This is a genomic window from Paracoccus sigandri (genome assembly GCF_003709565.1).
GTDB classification, from domain to species: Bacteria; Pseudomonadota; Alphaproteobacteria; order Rhodobacterales; family Rhodobacteraceae; genus Paracoccus; species Paracoccus siganidrum.
Genome location: NZ_QNRC01000001.1, coordinates 174,130 through 191,934 on the forward strand (window position 1 = coordinate 174,130; position 17,805 = coordinate 191,934).

Sequence of the window (17,805 nt, forward strand, 5' to 3'; positions counted from 1 at the left end):
GCTATGTCCCCCGCCATCATCCCCGGCCAGATCCTGCCCGCCCCCGGCGAGATCGAGCTGAACGCGGGCCGCGAGCCCGTCACGCTGCTGGTCGCCAATACGGGCGACCGCCCGATCCAGGTCGGCAGCCACTATCACTTCGCGGAAACCAACCCGGCGCTGGATTTCGACCGCGCCGCCGCCCGCGGAACGCGCCTTGCGATCCCGGCAGGCACCGCCGTCCGCTTCGAGCCGGGCCAGACGCGCGAGGTCCGCGTGATCCCCTTCGCGGGCAGCCGCATCGTGCAGGGGTTCCGCAAGGACATCATGGGGGCGCTGTAGATGGCTGCGCGTCTTTCCCGCCCCGATTATGCCGCGATGTATGGCCCGACCACCGGCGACCGGATCCGGCTGGCCGATACCGAACTGCTGATCGAGGTCGAGCGCGACCTGACCATTCCGGGCGAAGAGGTGAAGTTCGGCGGCGGCAAGGTCGTCCGCGACGGCATGGGCCAGTCGCAGATCACCCGCGAGGGCGGCGCCATGGACACGGTCATCACCGGCGTCGTGGTCTTCGACCACCAGGGCATCGTGAAGGCCGATGTCGGCCTGCGCGACGGCCGCATCGCCGGGATCGGCAAGGCGGGCAATCCCGACACCCAGCCCGGCGTGACCCTGGTGATCGGGCCGGGGACCGAGATCATCGCCGGCGAGGGCCGGATCCTGACACCGGGCGGCTTCGACTGCCATATCCACTATATCTGTCCCCAGCAGGTCGATCACGCGCTGCATTCCGGCGTCACCACGCTTCTGGGCGGCGGCACCGGCCCGGCGCATGGCACGCTGGCCACCACCTGCACGCCGGGGCCCTGGCATATCGCCCGGATGCTGGAAGCCTGCGCGGAACTGCCGGTGAATATCGGCATCGCCGGCAAGGGCAACGCCTCGCTGCCCGCGCCGCTTCAGGAACAGATCCGCGCCGGGGCCTGCGCGCTGAAACTGCACGAGGACTGGGGCACCACGCCTGCCGCCATCGACAACTGCCTGACGGTCGCGGACCAGATGGACATCCAGGTGATGATCCACACCGATACGCTGAACGAATCCGGCTTCGTCGAGGACACGATGGCCGCCATCGCCGGCCGCACGATCCACGCCTATCACACCGAGGGCGCGGGCGGCGGCCATGCCCCCGACATCATCCGCATGGTCGGCATGGCGAATGTGCTGCCCTCGTCCACCAACCCGACGCGGCCCTATACCGGCAACACCATCGAGGAGCATCTGGACATGCTGATGGTCTGCCACCACCTGGACCGCCGGGTGCCCGAGGACGTGGCCTTCGCCGAATCCCGCATCCGGCGCGAAACCATCGCGGCCGAGGACATCCTGCACGACCTGGGCGCATTCAGCGTGATTTCCTCGGACAGCCAGGCCATGGGACGGATCGGCGAGGTCATCATCCGCACCTGGCAGACCGCCGACAAGATGCGCCGCCAGCGCGGCCGGCTGCCCGAGGAACAGGGCGAAAACGACAACCTGCGCGCGCGGCGCTATATCGCGAAATACACGATCAACCCGGCCATCGCGCATGGCGTCTCGGCCCATATCGGCAGCATCGCGCCCGGCAAGCGCGCCGATCTGGTCCTGTGGTCCCCCGCCTTCTTCGCGGCGAAGCCCGAGATGGTGCTGGTCGGCGGCCAGATCAGCGTGGCGCAGATGGGCGACCCGAACGGCTCGATCCCGGTGCAGCCGATCTTCTCGCGGCCCATGTGGGGCCATGCGGGCCGCGCCTCGGCGCTGTTTGTCAGCAAGGCGGGGCTGGAGGCCGGCGCGGGCGACGGGCTGGGCAAGACCCTGATCGCGGTCGAGAACACCCGCAACATCGGCAAGGCGGACATGGCGCTGAACGATGCCATGCCGGAAATCGAGGTCAATCCCGAGACCTACGAGGTCCGCGCCGATGGATCTTTGTTAACTTGCGAGCCCGCGACGGAACTGCCGCTGGCACAGCGCTATTTCCTCTTCTGAGGGAGGACCACGACATGATCACGGCCAACAGCATCATCCGCAATGCCCCGGCGCCTTTCGACGCAGAGATCTCGCTGGATTACGAGGGCCGCCTGCTGCGGCGCCGGAAACTGACCTGTGGGGGCGACAGCTTCCTGGTCGACCTGCCCGAAGTCACCAGCCTGGAGGACGGCGACGCCTTCGAGCTGTCGGACGGCCGCCAGATCGTCGTGCGCGCCGCGCCCGAGCCGGTGATCGTGATCCGCGGCCACCTGGCGCGGCTGGCCTGGCATATCGGCAACCGCCACACCCCCTGCCGGATCGAGGCCGACCGGCTGATCATCCGCCAGGATCACGTGCTGGAGGCCATGCTGCGCCAGCTGGGCGCCGAGATCTGCCACAAGCAGCTGCCCTTCCGCCCCGAAGGCGGCGCCTATGGCCATGGCCGCACCTTCGGCCACGATCATGGACAGGATCACGATCACGGGCACGGGCATTCGCAGCACCATGACCATCCGCACGGACACGACCATGGGCATGGCCAGGCCACCCATCACCACGATCACGCCTGAGGCGGCGCGGCTGCGGCTGGCGCAAGTCCTGTCGCCCGCCTTCCCGGTGGGCGGCTTCGCCTGGTCGCAGGGGCTGGAATGGGCGATGGATGCCGGCATGGCCACGCGCGAGACCCTGCCTGGGTGGCTTTCCGACTGGCTGGACCACGGCGCGGGCTGGACCGATGCGGTGCTGGCGGCCCTGGCGCTGCGGCCCGGTGCCGATCACGCGGCGCTGGACGACCTGGCCCGCGCCGCCTGCCCTTCCAGCCAGCGGCTGGCCGAGACGGCCGAACAGGGCGCCGCCTTCGCCGCCAATATCGCCGCGCTGACCGGCCGGGTCCAACCGGCCGCAGCCCTGCCCGTGGCTTTCGGCCGCGCCTGCGCGCCTCTGCCGCTGCCCCACGCCGAAATCCTCGCGGCCTTCCTTCAAGCGCAGGCGGCGGCGCTGATCTCGGCCGCGGTGCGCTTCCTGCCGCTGGGTCCGCTGGAAGGCCAGCGGATGCTGGCCGGGTTGCAACCGGCGATCCTTCAGGCGGCGGATCGCGCCGCGGGCGCCGATGAGCTTGACCTTGCCAGCGCCGCATGGGGCGCGGACATCGCCGCGATGCGGCACGAAACGATGACAACGAGGATTTTCCGATCATGAGCCAGCACGGCCCCCTCCATGGACCCCTGCGCGTCGGCATCGGCGGCCCCGTCGGCGCGGGCAAGACCACGCTGACCGAACAGATCGCCCGCGCCCTGGCGCCGCGCCTGTCGATGGCCGTCGTCACCAACGACATCTACACGCGCGAGGATGCCGAGGCGCTGATGCGCGCGCAGGTCCTGCCGGCCGAGCGGATCCGCGGCGTCGAGACCGGCGGCTGCCCGCATACCGCCATCCGCGAGGATGCCAGCATCAACCTGGCCGCCATCGCCGACCTGAACGCCGCCTTTCCCGACCTGGAGCTGGTGCTGATCGAATCGGGCGGCGACAACCTGGCCGCGACCTTCAGCCCGGAGCTGGCCGACCTGACGATCTATGTCATCGACACCGCCGCCGGGCAGGACATCCCGCGCAAGCGCGGCCCCGGACTGGCGCGATCCGACCTGCTGGTAGTCAACAAGACCGACCTGGCGCCGCATGTGGGCGTCGATGCCGCGCTGCTGGAAAGCGACGCCCGCGCGGCGCGGGCTGCCCGCCCGGTGGTCATGGCCGCGCTGCGCCACGGCCGGGGCGTGGACCAGATCGTCGATTTCCTGATCGACCAGGGCGGGCTGCAGCCGCGCGCGGCATGAAACCGCCCTGAAAACAGGCAGATCGCCCGCGCTCTGCCCGCCCTCGGGTCAGCTTCTGTCCGGATGCCGCCGCGCCTGCCCGAATCCTGTTCAATTGCCCCTGATTGCCTCTTTCTGCAGATGCGAAGGCAATGACCTTCCACGGAATTTCAACAGGGACCCCGGCCGGGGCCGGGCGGAAAGGGGAAACATGACGAAGCTGACCGGAATGCTGATGCTGACCAGCGCCATCGCGCTGGCGGGCGGCGCATGGGCGCAAGAGGGCGAGCCGATCAAGATCGGCGTGCTGCATTCGCTGTCGGGCACGATGGCGATTTCCGAGACCACGCTGAAGGACACCGTCCTGATGATGGTCGAACAGCAGAACGCCAGGGGCGGCGTGCTGGGCCGCCCGCTGGAGGCGGTGGTGGTCGATCCCGCCTCGGACTGGCCGCTGTTCGCCGAAAAGGCGCGAGAGCTGCTGACGGTGTCCAATGTCGACGTGATCTTCGGCTGCTGGACCTCGGTGTCGCGCAAATCCGTCCTGCCGGTGATCGAGGAACTGAACGGGCTGATGTTCTATCCGGTGCAATACGAGGGCGAGGAAAGCTCGAAAAACGTCATCTATACCGGCGCCGCGCCGAACCAGCAGGCGATCCCGGCGGTGGAATACATGATGGAGGAGCTGGGCGTCGAGAAATGGGCGCTGTTGGGCACCGACTATGTCTATCCGCGCACCACGAACAACATCCTCGAAAGCTATCTGCAGGACCAGGGCGTCGCGCCGGGCGACATCTTCGTGAACTACACGCCCTTCGGGCATTCCGACTGGTCGAAGATCGTCTCGGACGTGGTGGCGCTGGGGGCGGACGGCAAGAAGGTCGGCGTCGTCTCGACCATCAATGGCGACGCCAATATCGGCTTCTACAAGGAACTGGCGGCGGCCGGGGTCTCGGCCGACGACCTGCCGGTCATCGCCTTCTCGGTCGGCGAGGAAGAGCTGTCGGGGCTGGATACGGCGAACCTGGTCGGCCACCTGGCTGCCTGGAACTATTTCCAGAGCGCGGACAGCCCGGAAAACGAGGCATTCATCGCCGCCTGGCAGGACTTCATCGGCAGCGACCAGCGCGTGACCAACGACCCGATGGAAGCGACGATGCTGGGCTTCAACCTGTGGGTCCAGGCGGTCGAGGCGGCCGGCACGACCGAGGTCGACCCGGTGCTGGAGGCCATCGTCGGGCTTGAGGTGCCGAACCTGACCGGCGGCACGGCCACGGTGCTGCCGAACCACCACCTGACCAAGCCGGTCCTGATCGGCGAGATCCGCGAGGACGGCCAGTTCGACATCGTCAGCCAGACCGACCCGGTGCCGGGCGACGCCTGGACTGACTTCCTGCCGGAATCGGCGGTGCTGGAGGCCGACTGGCCGGGCAAGAGCTGCGGGATGTGGAACAGCCAGACCGAGACCTGCGTGCAGGTGCAGTCGAACTATTGACGGACCCTGCGGTGGCGGCCCTTCCGCCACCGCCAGCCCCCTTTCGGAAAGGACCCGCCCCTCGTGACCCGCCCGCGCGCCCTGCCCCGCCTGCTGCTCGCCTGCCTTCTGGCGCTGATCCTGACGGTCCCGGCCCCGCCCGCCGCCGCCAATCCCGCGCTGGAGGCGGTCCTGGCCGAGAACCTGGACCAGATCGAGCGCCCCTCGCGCCGCACGGTCGAGCCGCTGGTGGCCGAGATCGCCGCGACCGGCCCCGAGGGGCTGGCGCTGCTGCGGGCCTGGGCGGGGCGCAGCCTGGGCCTGACCGATGACGGGCGGCTGCTGATCGTCACCGCCGAGGGCATGGCCGACGCGGCGACCGGCCAGCCCGTGACCGGCGCCGATCCGGCGATGCTGCGGCCCAATTCCGGCGTGCGCGGGGTGATCGAATCGGCCCTGGTGGCGGGCGCGATCGCGGATCCCGATCCGCGCCGCCGCGCCGCCGCGCTGGACAGCATCGCCCGGTCGGCCAGTGCCGCGCATCTGGAGGCCCTGCGCAACGCGCCCGAGGAAACCCTGCCCGCGCTGGCCGCCCGGCGCGAGCGGCTGGAAAAGCTGCTGGTGATCCAGTTCGACGACGATCCCGCCGCCCGCGTCGCCGCCATCCAGGACCTGGCCGGCGATGTCGGCCTGGATTTCCGCGCCGCGCTGAACCCGCTGCTGGCCACCCGCCGCATCGCCGTCCCCACAGAGCCCGACGGCCAGCCGCAGGGCGCCAATATCGCCCGCGAATTGCGCATCGGCAGCGAGGATTTCCCGCGCGAGGCGGCCGTCGCGCTGATGACCTCGGAGGGGCTGCTGGAGCCGCGCCTGACCCCGGCCCAGCAGCGCACCACGCTGGCGGCGCATATCGTCGACGGCCGGGTCGGCGGCGTGCCGGTGGCGGAGCTGTCCGACCCGGAGGCCCGCGACCGCGCCTATGAGGCGCTGGAGGCCGCCGGCGCCGTTCCCCCCGCCGCGACCGAGGCCGAGGTCGAGGCGGCGCTGGCCGCGACCCGCTTTCTCGATGTCTATGCCGAGGCCGACAGCAGCGTGACCGACGCCGCCCGCGCCGCGCAGACCCGCGCCCAGGTGCGGCTGGCGGCGATGAAGGGGATCGACCTGGGGCTGGACGCGCTGTCCTTGGCCTCGATCTATTTCCTGGCCGCCATCGGGCTGGCCGTCACCTTCGGGGTGATGCGGGTCATCAACATGGCGCATGGCGAATTCATCATGATGGGCGCCTATACCGGCTATGTCGCCCAGACCATGATCGCCGATCGCACCCTGTCGCTGGTCGTGGCGCTGCCGCTGGCCTTTGCCGTCACCTTCGCGGCGGGGATCGTGCTTTACCGGCTGGTGATCCGGCACCTGGCGCATCGCCCGCTGGAAACGCTGCTGGCGACCTTCGGGGTCTCGATCGCGCTGCAGCAGCTGGCCAAGAACATCTTCGGCACCCAGGCCCGCCCGCTGACCGCGCCGGGCTGGCTGGAGGGCGCGATCACGGTGAACGACGTGATCTCGATCAGCACGATCCGGGTGGCGATCTTCGTGCTGGCGCTGCTGTTCCTGGGCCTGTTCCTGTTCATCATGAAACGCACCCGCCTGGGGCTGGAGGTCCGCGCGGTGACGCAGAACCCCGGCATGGCGGCATCCATGGGCATCAACCCGGACCGCATCGCGATGATGACCTTCGGCCTCGGCTCGGGCATCGCCGGAATCGCCGGGGTGGCCATCGGCCTGTTCGCGCAGGTCACGTCGGAACTGGGCCAGCAATATATCGTCCAGAGCTTCATGACCGTGGTGGTCGGCGGGGTGGGCAATATCTGGGGCACGCTGGCCGGGGCGACGCTGATCGGCGGGCTGTCCAAGGTGATCGAATCCTTCAACCCGGCCAACACGCTGGCCGCGCAGACCTTCATGATCCTGTTCATCGTGATCTTCATCCAGTTCCGGCCGCGCGGGATCATCCCGACGCGGGGCCGGGCGGCGGAGGCGTAAATGACCCGCAAACCCTTCATCCTGCGCAACCCCTCGGTGCTGGTCGTGCTGGCGGCGCTGGCCGTCTTCACCGCCGCTGTCACGCTGCTGTCGCAAGCCTACGGGACCGGCGCGATCCCGACCTCGATGGTCAAGGTGCTGGGCAAGACCCTGTGCCTGGCGCTGGCCGCCGTGGCGATGGACCTGGTCTGGGGCTATCTGGGCATCCTGTCGCTGGGGCAGATGGCCTTCTTCGCGCTTGGCGGCTACATGATCGGGCAATGGCTGATGTATGCCCGGACCGAGACCATCGTCGCCGCCTCGCTGGCCAACAACCCGATCCCGCCCACCGCGCAGGAGCTGCAAGAGGCCGTCGCCAACCAGATCTTCGGCGTCGTCGGATCCTCGGACCTGCCGCTGGTCTGGAGCTTCGCGCATTCGCTGACGGCGCAGCTGGTCCTTGTCGTCGCGGTGCCGGGCCTTCTGGCGCTGGTCTTCGGCTGGCTGGCCTTCCGGTCGCGGGTCAACGGCGTCTACCTGTCGATCCTGACGCAGGCGATGACGCTGGCCCTGGCGCTGTGGCTGTTCCAGAACGACAGCGGGTTTCGCGGCAATAACGGGCTGTCGGGGCTGCAGAACATCCCCGGACTGGAGGGCGTCTCGCAGGCCAGCCTGTCGGTCTGGTTCCTCTGGGCCTCGGCCGCGGCGCTGGCGGCGTTCTACGTGCTGGCGGCCTGGCTGGTCAGCGGCAAGTGCGGCAGCGTGATCCGCGCCATCCGCGACGACGAGACCCGCGTGCGCTTCCTCGGCTATCCGGTCGAGGGCTTCAAGCTGGTGGTCTTCACCCTGGCCGCGATGATCACCGCCGTCGCCGGCGCGCTGTATTATCCGCAGGCCGGGATCATCAACCCGGCCGAGCTGATGCCCATCGCCTCGATCTACCTCGCCGTCTGGGTGGCGATCGGCGGGCGCGGGCGGCTTTACGGCGCGATGATCGGCGCCATCGTGGTCTCGCTGCTGTCCAGCTGGTTCACCGGCGGGCGCGCGCCCGACCTGCACCTGCCCGGCTATGTGGTCAGCTGGGTCGACTGGTGGCAGGTGGCGCTTGGCCTCGGCTTCGTGCTGGTGACGCTGTTCGCGCCCAAGGGCATCGCGGGCGTCTTCGACCGACTCGCCGGCTGGCGCCCGCCCGCGCGGCACGGCCGCGACCTGGGCCCCGACCAGGGATCGCTGAAGGAACAGGAGGCCAGGGCATGAGCGCGCTTCTGGAAGTCTCGGGCGTGTCGGTCAGCTTCGACGGGTTCAGGGCGATCAACAACCTGTCCTTCAATATCGGCGCGGCGGAACTGCGCGCGGTGATCGGCCCCAACGGCGCGGGCAAGACCACCTTCATGGACATCGTGACCGGCAAGACCCGCCCCGACGAGGGCCAGGTGCTGTGGGGCGCCGAATCCCGGTCGCTCTTGAAGATGAACGAGGCGCAGATCGCCCGCGCGGGCATCGGCCGCAAGTTCCAGCGCCCGACCGTCTTCGAGGACCAGTCGGTGACGGAAAACCTGACCATGGCGCTGAAGGCCAACCGCAACCCCTTCGCGGTGCTGGGCTGGAAACCCTCGGCGGCGTCCGGCGGGCGGGTGGCGGACCTGGCGGCCGAGGTCGGGCTGGCCGATCACCTGGCGCGCAAGGCGGGCGAGCTGAGCCACGGCCAGAAGCAATGGCTGGAGATCGGCATGTTGCTGGCGCAAGAGCCGCGCCTGCTGCTGGTGGATGAGCCGGCGGCGGGCATGACGCTGGCGGAACGCGAACAGACCACGGCGCTGCTGGTGCGGCTGGCCCAAACGCGCGCCGTGGTCGTGGTCGAGCATGACATGGATTTCGTGCGCCGCCTGAACTGCAAGGTGACGGTGCTGCACCAGGGCTCGGTCCTGGCCGAGGGCAGCCTCGACCATGTGACCCGCAATCCCGACGTGATCGAAGTCTATCTGGGGCGCTGAACGATGCTGGAAGCGAACGACCTGACCCTTCACTATGGCGGCAGCCAGATCCTGCATGGCATCGACATCGCCGCGCGGCCGGGCCGCGTCACCTGCGTGATGGGCAACAACGGCGTGGGCAAGACCTCGCTGATGAACCTCTTGGCCGGGCGGCATCCGCGATCCGGCGGGCGGATCGCCTTCGACGGGCGGGAACTGGGCCGGGTGAGCGCCCAGCAGATGGCGCGGATGGGCGTGGGCTATGTCCCGCAGGGTCGGGCGATTTTCCCGATGCTGACCGTGCGCGAGAACATGGAGACCGGCTTCGCCTGCCTGCCCCGCGCCGAGCGCCGCATCCCCGACGAGATCTTCGACAGCTTCCCGGTGCTGGCCGAGATGGCGCATCGGCGCGGGGGCGACCTGTCGGGCGGCCAGCAGCAGCAGCTGGCCATCGCCCGCGCGCTGATCACCCGGCCGCGCGTGCTGCTGCTGGACGAACCGACCGAGGGCATCCAGCCCAATATCATCGCCCAGATCGGCCGGGTGATCGCCGCGCTACGCGACCGGGGCGACATGGCGATCCTGCTGGTCGAGCAGTTTTTCGACTTCGCCTGGGACCTGGGCGACGATTTCCTGGTGCTGGAGCGGGGCCGGGCGGTGATGCAGGGCCCGAAGGCCGATCTGCGGCGCGAGGATCTTCACGCGCGGCTGGCCGGCCATGCGGATGCGGCCTGAGTCCCGGCACTGGCCCCCGCCCTGGCCCGCGCCGCCACAGCGCTAGCCGGCGGAATCCAGCGGCCGGTCCGCCCCGCGGGTGGCCGCGACCGCGGCGCTCAGCGCGATGGACAGGGTCATCATCGAGGACAGCGGCCGGAACCCCGCCGCCTCGGCCTCGGTCAGCACCAGGCACAGGGCGCGCTGGCGCAGATGCATGGCCACGCCGGGATCGCAGATCGCGACCAGCGCCGCGCCGGACGGGCGCAGCGCCGCGACGAATTCCAGCAGCTCCTGGCCGATCGGAGAGATCGCCATCAGCAGCACCGCGTCCCCCGGACGGATCGCCTGCACGCCCGGCAGGTCGCCGACCGCCCCGTGCAGGACCTGCGGCACCTCCATCCGGTCCCAGCCATGGCCGACCTGGGCCGAGATCGCGAAGCAGCGCCCGAAGCCGATATTGTGGATCAGCCCGGCCCGCGCCAGTTTCCGCACCGCAAGGTCGAACTCTGCCGGATCGACGGAATCGGCCATCCGGTCCAGCGACTGCCGGGCCGCCTCGATGAAATCGACCAGCAGCCCGACGGATTGCCCCTGCCCGCGCTGGCGCAGTTCGGCCAGCCGCTCGGCATAATCGGGGCGCGGCATCAGGAAGGGGCTGCGGAACAGGTTGCGCATCTCGGCATAGCCGGAAAAGCCCATCACCTGCGAAAAGCGCACCACGGCGGATGCCGGCACCCCCGCGCCGCGCGCGAAATCCGCCACCGTGGCCTGCGCCAGCCGCGCCTGGTGGCGGGCGGCGTAATCGGCGCATTGCCGCAAGCGGCGCGGCAGGGAATCATGCAGCTGTTGCAGCCTTTCGACAAACTGGTCCGTATTCAGCGGCGCGCCGCCATCCATCACACACCCCACTCGGCACCCGTTGCGCGGGATATTGCCGAGTGGCGTGACGTGTTTCCATCGGATTTACTGCAACCTATTGGCGACAGCGGGTTTTATGCTTCTATTTCAGCCGGGTAGGGTCAGCGTTTCCGCTCCCACCGGCCCGATTCCTCGGACCAGTATTCCGCCGGCACGCCGGCGGAAGTCAGCTGACGCCATTGCTCGCGCGCATGGCCGGTCGCCGACGAATCACCACCGTCGAAGATGATGCAGGCGCGCTGCAATCCCTCGCATTCGGCGGGCTCGACCGGGGCGCCGTCCAGCGCCAGTAGGCAGGCCGCCGCATTCGCCGCCGGCCCGTGCCGCCCGGCCACCGTCAGCAGCACCGGCTGGCGGGCGTCATGCGGACCGCCAGCCAGCCCGTGGGGCAGGAAGCCGTCGCCCTGCCACAGATGCTGGTCCAGCCGCTCCATCCGCGCGGGATCGGCGCCGCGCAGCTCGACCCGCCAGCCGGCCGACAGCGCCTTGCCGATCAGCACCGGCACCAGGCTTTCCGCGGGCGAGCGGGTCAGGTGATAGAACAGCGCGTTGCCCATCGACGCCTATTTCGCCTCGAAACGGTCGCGGATCAGCCGGTCCAGGGTCATCACGCCCCAGCCGGTCGCCCCCTTCGGCGCCAGTTCCGTGGCCGACGGCGGCAGCGCCACCCCGGCGATGTCGATATGCGCCCAAGGCTGGCCCTTGCGGATGAAGCGCTGCAGGAACTGCGCCGCGGTGATCGAGCCCGCCGGGCGGCCGCCGGTATTCTTCATGTCGGCCAGCCGCGACTTGATCAGCTTGTCATAGGCCGGGGCCAGCGGCAGGCGCCAGGCCCCCTCGCCCTCGGCCTTCGCGGCGGACAGGATCTGGCCCGCCAGCGCGTCGTCATTGGCGAAGACGCCGGCATTGTCGTGGCCCAGCGCGATGATGACGGCGCCGGTCAGCGTGGCCAGGTCGATCACGGCCTTCGGCTGGAACCGGGTCTGCGCGTACCACAGCACGTCGGCCAGGACCAGGCGACCCTCGGCATCGGTATTGACCACCTCGATCGTGTCGCCCTTCATGGATTTCACGATGTCGCCGGGCCGCTGCGCGCGGCCGTCGGGCATGTTCTCGACCAGCCCGACCAGCCCGACGACATTGGCCTTGGCCCGGCGCAGCGCCAGCGTGCGCATGACGCCCGCGACGACGCCCGCGCCGCCCATGTCCATGGTCATCTCCTCCATGCCGGCGGCGGGCTTGATCGAGATGCCGCCGGTATCGAACACGACGCCCTTGCCGACCAGCGCCAGCGGCGCCTCGTCGCCGCCGCCCTCCCAGCGCATGACCACGACATGCGACGGCGATTCGCTGCCCTGGCCCACGGCCAGCAGCGCGCGCATCCCCAGCTTCGCCAGCTCGTCCTCGTCCAGTACCTCGACCTTCAGGCCGATCTCCTCCATCGCCTTCAGGCGGTCGGCGAAATCGGTGGTGGTCAGGACATTGGCCGGCTCGTTGACCAGGTCGCGGGTGAAGAACACGCCCTCGGCCACGGCGGCGGCATTGGCGGCGGCCTTGGCCAGCCCCTCGGGGTCGCGGACCATGAAGGTCACGCGCGCCTTTTCGGATACCGGCTCCGCCTCGCCATTGCCCGGATCGGTGGCGGGATGTTCGGTCAGCCGCGCATCGTCGGCCGCGCCCTGGTGCGAGACGCTCTGCGGCGGCTCGGCCGGGATCTCGGCGGCGCCCGAGCCGCCATCCTCGGAAGTGGTGTGATAGGCCGAGAAATCATAGCCCCGCAGCGCCAGCCCCAGCGCGACCTCCTGCGCCCGGCGATGGGCGCCGGCCAGCACCAGCGTATGGCCCTTGCCCAGGCGCGCGCCGATGGCGGCCCCGGCCTTGCGCGCATCGGCCACCGAGGACGAGGGCGGCAGCGAGATCAGCTGCAGCGCCTCGGCCTTCATCGAGGAGGGAAAGGCCAGTTCCAGAAAACCGCCCGGCTTCAGCGCCTTGCCCTGTTTCGAGGCCAGCGCCCGGATCGCCGCCTCGCGCGCGGGGCGCGGCAGGCCGGCGGGAAGCCGCCCGCCCGGCCCCAGGATCACCGCCACGCGGCCCTCGTGCCCGGCCAGCTTCTCGGTGGCGGTTTCGACAAAGGTGATTTCGACAGGCTGGGTCATCGCGGCTCCTCACGTCTTGCTGGCCGGAAGCCTAGCCGCACCGCTGGCCCTTTTCCAGAGCCGCCCTTGCCGCTAATCAGGTGCGGCAAACCTGCAGGAAGGCCACGCCCCCGCGATGCCCCGGATCGACCGCTATATCCTCGGCCAGATGCTGACGCTGTTCGGCTTCTTTGCGCTGGTGCTTGTCTCGGTCTACTGGATCAACCGGGCGGTCAGCCTGTTCGACGACCTTCTGAACGACGGCCAGACCGCGCTGGTGGTGCTGGAATTCACCATGCTGACGCTGCCGCTGGTGATCTCGGTCGTCCTGCCGGTCGCGGCCTTTGCGGCCACCGCCTATGGCACGAACCGGCTGTCGGGGGAATCCGAGCTGGTGGCGATGCAGGCGGCGGGGCTGTCGCCCTGGCGGCTGGCGCGGCCGGTTCTGGTCTTCGGCGTCTTCGTCGGCCTCATGGTGGCGGTGCTGGTCCACGGGCTGGTGCCGATGGCCCGCGCCCGGCTGGCCGACCGCCAGGCCGAGATCGCCGAGAACGTCACCGCGCAATTCCTGCGCCCCGGATCTTTCCAGTATCCGACCGAAGGGGTGACGCTGTTCATCCGCGACATCGCCACCGACGGGCGGCTTCTGGACCTGTTCATCGAGGATGCGCGCGACCCGGCCAACCAGACCGCCTATACCTCGGAAGAGGCGCTGGTCGTGCGCACCGAGACCGGCCCGGTGCTGGTGCTGCTGCAGGGCATGGCCCAGAACCTGCGCCGCGCGGGCACCGAGGGGCGCCAGAACCTGTCGGTCACGCGGTTTTCCGAATTCAGCTATGACATCGGCGCGATGTTCAGCCTGCGCGACCAGCGCGGGCGGGACCTGCGCGACTATTCGACCTGGCGGCTGCTGAACCCCGATGCCGACCTGCTGGCCGCGACCGGCGCCCAGCCCGCCGATGCCCGGCGCGAGGCGCATGAGCGGATCGCCCAGCCGCTGGTCTCGCCCGTGGCGGCGCTGATCGGCTTCGCGACGCTGCTGATCGGCGGCTATTCGCGCTTCGGGGTCTGGCGGCAGGTGGTCTGGGCGATCCTGGGGCTGATCATGGTGCAGTTCCTGACCAATGCCGCCGCCAACCAGGCCGGGCGCGATCCGGCGATGTGGCCGCTGCTGTACCTGCCGGCGCTGCTGGGGGCGGGGCTGTGCCTGCTGCTTCTGTGGCTTGCCGCCCGGCCGCGGCGCCTGCGCGGCGCATCGACGGGGGGCGCGGCATGATCCTTGCGCGCTATGTCGCCCGCCGCTTCCTGCGCAGCTTCGGCCTGATCGCCGGGGTCTTCCTGCTGATCCTGCTGCTGATCGACATGATCGAGATGATCCGCCGCTTCTCGGGCCGCGACATCGGCCTGTCGGGCGCGGCGCAGCTGGCCGGGCTGAACATCGCCGGCAGCTTCTATTCGATCCTGCCGCTGGTCACGGTGCTGGGCGGGATCGCGCTGTTTCTGGGACTGGCGCGCACCTCGGAAATGGTGGCGATCCGCGCCTCGGGACGGTCGGCGCTGCGGGTCGTCGCCGCGCCCGCCGTGGCCGCCGCGCTGGTCGGCGCGCTGACGGTCGGGCTGCTGAACCCGCTGGTCGCGGTGACCGGGCAGCTCTTCGACCAGGCGGTGGCCGAGATCGAGCGCAATGGCCAGCAGACCGTCTCGATCGGCGACAGCGCCGTCTGGCTGCGCCAGGCGGTGCTGGAAAACGGCCGCGAGGCCGGGCAGGTCGTGATCCGCGCCAACCGCGCCAGCCCCGACGCGACCACGCTCTACGGCGCCACCTTCATGCTGTTCGAAAGCGAGAGCGGCCCCGCCCGGCGGATCGAGGCGCGCGAGGCGCGGCTGGCACCCGGCGAATGGCACCTGACCGGCGTGACCGACTATCCGCTGGACCAGCCCAATCCCGAGGCCGCCGCCCGCTCCAGCGAGACGCTGACGCTGGATTCCGACCTGACCGCGCAGCGCATCCGCGAGGGTTTCGGCCGCCCCGAGGCGATCCCGGTCTGGCAGCTGCCGGGCTTCATCCACGGGCTGGAGCGGGCGGGCTTTTCCGCCGCGCGCCACAAGGTCTGGTTCCAGATGGAGCTGGCCCGGCCGATGCTGATGGCGGCGATGGTGGTGATCGCGGCGGCCTTCACCATGCGCCATGTGCGCGGCACCAATACCGGCGGCGCGGTGCTGCTGGCCTTCGGATCGGGGATCGGGCTGTTCTTCCTGCGCAATCTGGCGCAGGTTCTGGGTGACAACGGGCAGATCTCGCCCACGATGGCGGCATGGGCGCCGCCCCTGGTCGGGCTGCTGCTGGCGCTGGGGCTGATCCTGCAACGGGAGGACGGATGACGGGCCATGCTGCGCTGAGAGGGCTGGCACGCGCGGCGGCGCTGGCGGGGCTGACCGGGGCGGCAGCCCTGACCGCCGCCCTGCCCGCCATCGCGCAGGCGGTCTTCGACGACACCGCCCCCACCGGCCCCTCGGCGCTGTTCACCGACTGGCAGTCCGAGCCCGCGCTGGCCCCCGCCGCCACGCCCCTGGGCGAGAACATCTTCGCCGACCGCACCCCGGCAAGCAGCCAGCTGGAAACCGCCGAGCCCGACACCCGCATCACCATCGGCGGCACGCCCGCCCCGGACGGCGCGGCGGCGACGGTGCTGGCCGACAGCGTCAGCCTGCAGGGCGACCGCACGCTGATCGCGGCCGGGGGGGTGGTGGTCTGGTACCAGGGCGCAAGGCTGGTCGCCTCGCGCATCGTGGTCGACGGCGCCAGCGGCGCGCTGACGGTCGAGGGGCCGATCCACCTGTCCCGCCCCGGCGCGGCGGACCCCGAATCCGACGCCATCCTGATCGCCGAACAGGCGCAGCTGGACCGCGAATTGCAGGACGGCATCATCCGCGGCGCGCGACTGGTCCTGGCCCGCGAATTGCAGCTTGCCGCGCAAGAGGCCGAGCGCAGCGAGGGCGGGCGCATCACCCAGCTGCGTCAGGTCGTGGCCTCGTCCTGCCAGATCTGCGCCAGCGATCCGACGCCGCTGTGGGAGATCCGCGCCCGCTCGATCACCCATGACGCCCAGACGCGGACGATCCGCTTCGAGCATCCGCAATTCCGCGCCTTCGGCCTGCCTCTGGCCAGCGCGCCCTTCACCCTGACCGCCCCCGACCCGACGGTCGAACGCATGTCGGGCTTCCTGCAGCCAGGCTTCCGGACCACCTCGAAACTGGGCTTCGGGGTCAAGATCCCGTATTTCCAGACGCTTGGCGACCATGCCGACCTGACGGTGACGCCCTATCTCTCGGCCAGCCGCACCCGCACGCTGGAACTGCGCTATCGCCAGGCCTTCGCGCAGGGGGCGACGGAATGGAACGGCGCGATCACCCGCGACGACATCCGGCCGGGCGAGACGCGGGGCTATCTGTTCGGCAATGCCGCCTTCCAGCTGCCGCGCGGCTATCGGCTGGGGATGCAGGTCCAGGCGGCCAGCGACCGGGCCTATCTGCTGGATTACGGCATCGCCGATGCCGACCGGCTGTGGAGCGGCCTGACCCTGACCCGCGTGCGCCCCGACAAGATGGTCTTCGCGCGGGTCGGCAACTATCACTCGCTGCGCGAGGACGAGGACAACGCCACCTCGCCCGCGCAGGTCGCCGACGCCATCTGGCTGCGGCGCTTCACCCCCGACCTGATCGGCGGCGAGGCGCTGATGGAATGGTCGCTGCACGCCCATCGCCGCCCCTCGAACGACGACATCGTCGGGCGCGACATGGCGCGCGGATCCTTCGGGCTGGACTGGCGGCGCTCGGAAATCCTGCCCGGCGGCTTCGTGGGCGCGGCGATCATGGGGCTGGACGCCGACCTCTATCGCATCGCCCAGGACAGCGAATATGACGACGTGGTCACCCGCATGGACCCGCTGCTGGGGGTCGAGCTGCGCTGGCCGCTGATCGGCCATTCCGGCGGCGCCACCCACCTGGTCGAGCCGGTGGCCCAGATCCTGTGGTCGCCGCGCGGCGGCAGCGACGACATCCCCAACGAGGACAGCCGCCTGATCGAATTCGACGAGGGCAACCTGTTCTCCGACAACCGCTTTCCGGGCTGGGACGCGCGGGAAACCGGGCTGCGCGCCAATCTGGGCGTGACCTGGACGCGGCTGGACCCGACCGGCTGGTCGCTTGGCATGACCGCGGGCCGGGTCTTTCGCGACCATCACGACGAGGTCTTCGCCGACAACTCGCCGCTGGCCGGGCGCAAGTCCGACTGGCTGATCGCCGCCAATTACGACAGCGGCAACGGGCTGGCGCTGGTCAACCGGGCGCTGTTCAACGATTCGCTGGAATTCTCGCGCAACGAATTGCGGCTGGGCTGGCTGCGCCAGGACCTGCAGCTTTCCGCCGGCCATCTGTGGATCGACAGCGACGAGGCCGAGGACCGCGACGAGGAGATCAGCGAATTCACCGCCCATGTCGGCTGGCAGATCGCCCAGGGCTGGTGGGCCAATGCCGAGACCCGCTATGATTTCGCGGCGGAACGGGCGCAGAAGGCCTCGCTGGACGTGACCTATCGCAACGAATGCGTGACGCTGGAAATGGGGCTGTCGCGCCGCTTCACCCGCACCGACACGGTCACGCCGGAAACCAGCTTCGATCTGTCCGTCCGGCTGGGCGGCTTCGGGGCGCAGAAAGACGGGCCGGGCACGGTGGCGCGGCGCAGTTGCTTGCGCTAGTCTGGCGCCAAC

Annotated in this window: 16 protein-coding genes; 13 read left to right on the forward strand and 3 right to left on the reverse strand. The window is 70.0% G+C overall.

The window, feature by feature from the left end; translation table 11 throughout:
* Window positions 1–15: 15 nt before the first annotated feature.
* The 10 genes from C9E82_RS00970 (at window position 16) to urtE (ending at window position 10,001) form a co-directional block, all read left to right on the forward strand.
* Entirely contained in the window at window positions 16–321 is a 306-nt protein-coding gene (locus tag C9E82_RS00970) for an urease subunit beta (protein ID WP_119900236.1), read from the forward strand.
* Entirely contained in the window at window positions 322–2,010 is a 1,689-nt protein-coding gene (gene ureC, locus C9E82_RS00975) for an urease subunit alpha (RefSeq protein WP_119900231.1), read from the forward strand.
* Between the two features lie 14 nt (window positions 2,011–2,024).
* Window positions 2,025–2,561: an urease accessory protein UreE gene (locus C9E82_RS00980; protein ID WP_119900232.1), complete on the forward strand. Its 537-nt coding sequence runs from the start codon at window positions 2,025–2,027 to the stop codon at window positions 2,559–2,561.
* The gene (locus C9E82_RS00985; RefSeq protein ID WP_119900233.1) at window positions 2,521–3,189 is read left to right on the forward strand and encodes an urease accessory protein UreF; all 669 of its coding nucleotides are present in this window, start codon (window positions 2,521–2,523) and stop codon (window positions 3,187–3,189) included. The genes C9E82_RS00980 and C9E82_RS00985 overlap by 41 nt, the downstream gene beginning before the upstream one ends.
* Complete coding sequence (ureG, locus tag C9E82_RS00990) at window positions 3,186–3,821, forward strand: urease accessory protein UreG (protein ID WP_119900234.1); 636 nt, start codon at window positions 3,186–3,188, stop codon at window positions 3,819–3,821. The genes C9E82_RS00985 and ureG overlap by 4 nt, the downstream gene beginning before the upstream one ends.
* A 190-nt stretch (window positions 3,822–4,011) precedes the next feature.
* Entirely contained in the window at window positions 4,012–5,295 is a 1,284-nt protein-coding gene (urtA, locus tag C9E82_RS00995; protein ID WP_119900235.1) for an urea ABC transporter substrate-binding protein, read from the forward strand.
* Window positions 5,296–5,385: 90 nt separating this feature from the next.
* A complete protein-coding gene (urtB, locus tag C9E82_RS01000; protein WP_119898897.1) occupies window positions 5,386–7,314 on the forward strand; it encodes an urea ABC transporter permease subunit UrtB in 1,929 nt (642 codons plus the stop codon).
* Window positions 7,315–8,550, forward strand: coding sequence for an urea ABC transporter permease subunit UrtC (urtC, locus tag C9E82_RS01005; protein WP_119898874.1), 1,236 nt, complete (start codon window positions 7,315–7,317; stop codon window positions 8,548–8,550).
* Window positions 8,547–9,287 (forward strand): urea ABC transporter ATP-binding protein UrtD, encoded by a 741-nt coding sequence (gene urtD / locus C9E82_RS01010; RefSeq protein WP_119898875.1) that lies wholly within the window; start codon window positions 8,547–8,549, stop codon window positions 9,285–9,287. Before urtC ends, urtD begins: the two co-directional genes overlap by 4 nt.
* Window positions 9,288–9,290: 3 nt before the next feature.
* Window positions 9,291–10,001: an urea ABC transporter ATP-binding subunit UrtE gene (urtE, locus tag C9E82_RS01015; protein ID WP_119898876.1), complete on the forward strand. Its 711-nt coding sequence runs from the start codon at window positions 9,291–9,293 to the stop codon at window positions 9,999–10,001.
* A gap of 42 nt (window positions 10,002–10,043) precedes the next feature.
* Here the strand turns inward: urtE and C9E82_RS01020 are convergent, their stop codons facing one another.
* From C9E82_RS01020 to C9E82_RS01030, 3 genes are all read right to left on the reverse strand, one after another.
* Complete coding sequence (locus tag C9E82_RS01020; RefSeq protein ID WP_119898877.1) at window positions 10,044–10,880, reverse strand: MurR/RpiR family transcriptional regulator; 837 nt, start codon at window positions 10,878–10,880, stop codon at window positions 10,044–10,046.
* A gap of 122 nt (window positions 10,881–11,002) precedes the next feature.
* Window positions 11,003–11,458 (reverse strand): DNA polymerase III subunit chi, encoded by a 456-nt coding sequence (locus C9E82_RS01025; protein ID WP_119898878.1) that lies wholly within the window; start codon window positions 11,456–11,458, stop codon window positions 11,003–11,005.
* A 6-nt stretch (window positions 11,459–11,464) separates the two neighbouring features.
* A complete protein-coding gene (locus C9E82_RS01030) occupies window positions 11,465–13,057 on the reverse strand; it encodes a leucyl aminopeptidase (RefSeq protein ID WP_119898879.1) in 1,593 nt (530 codons plus the stop codon).
* Between the two features lie 115 nt (window positions 13,058–13,172).
* Between C9E82_RS01030 and lptF the strand changes: the two genes are divergently transcribed.
* The 3 genes from lptF to C9E82_RS01045 are packed head-to-tail and all read left to right on the forward strand — an operon-like array spanning window position 13,173 to window position 17,793.
* Window positions 13,173–14,312, forward strand: coding sequence for an LPS export ABC transporter permease LptF (gene lptF, locus C9E82_RS01035; protein ID WP_119898880.1), 1,140 nt, complete (start codon window positions 13,173–13,175; stop codon window positions 14,310–14,312).
* Window positions 14,309–15,418 carry an LPS export ABC transporter permease LptG gene (lptG, locus tag C9E82_RS01040; protein ID WP_119898898.1) on the forward strand — a complete coding sequence of 370 codons (1,110 nt, stop codon included), beginning with the start codon at window positions 14,309–14,311 and terminating at the stop codon, window positions 15,416–15,418. Before lptF ends, lptG begins: the two co-directional genes overlap by 4 nt.
* On the forward strand, window positions 15,415–17,793 hold the full coding sequence (locus C9E82_RS01045) for an LPS-assembly protein LptD (protein ID WP_119898881.1): 2,379 nt from the start codon (window positions 15,415–15,417) through the stop codon (window positions 17,791–17,793). The genes lptG and C9E82_RS01045 overlap by 4 nt, the downstream gene beginning before the upstream one ends.
* Window positions 17,794–17,805: the final 12 nt, after the last annotated feature.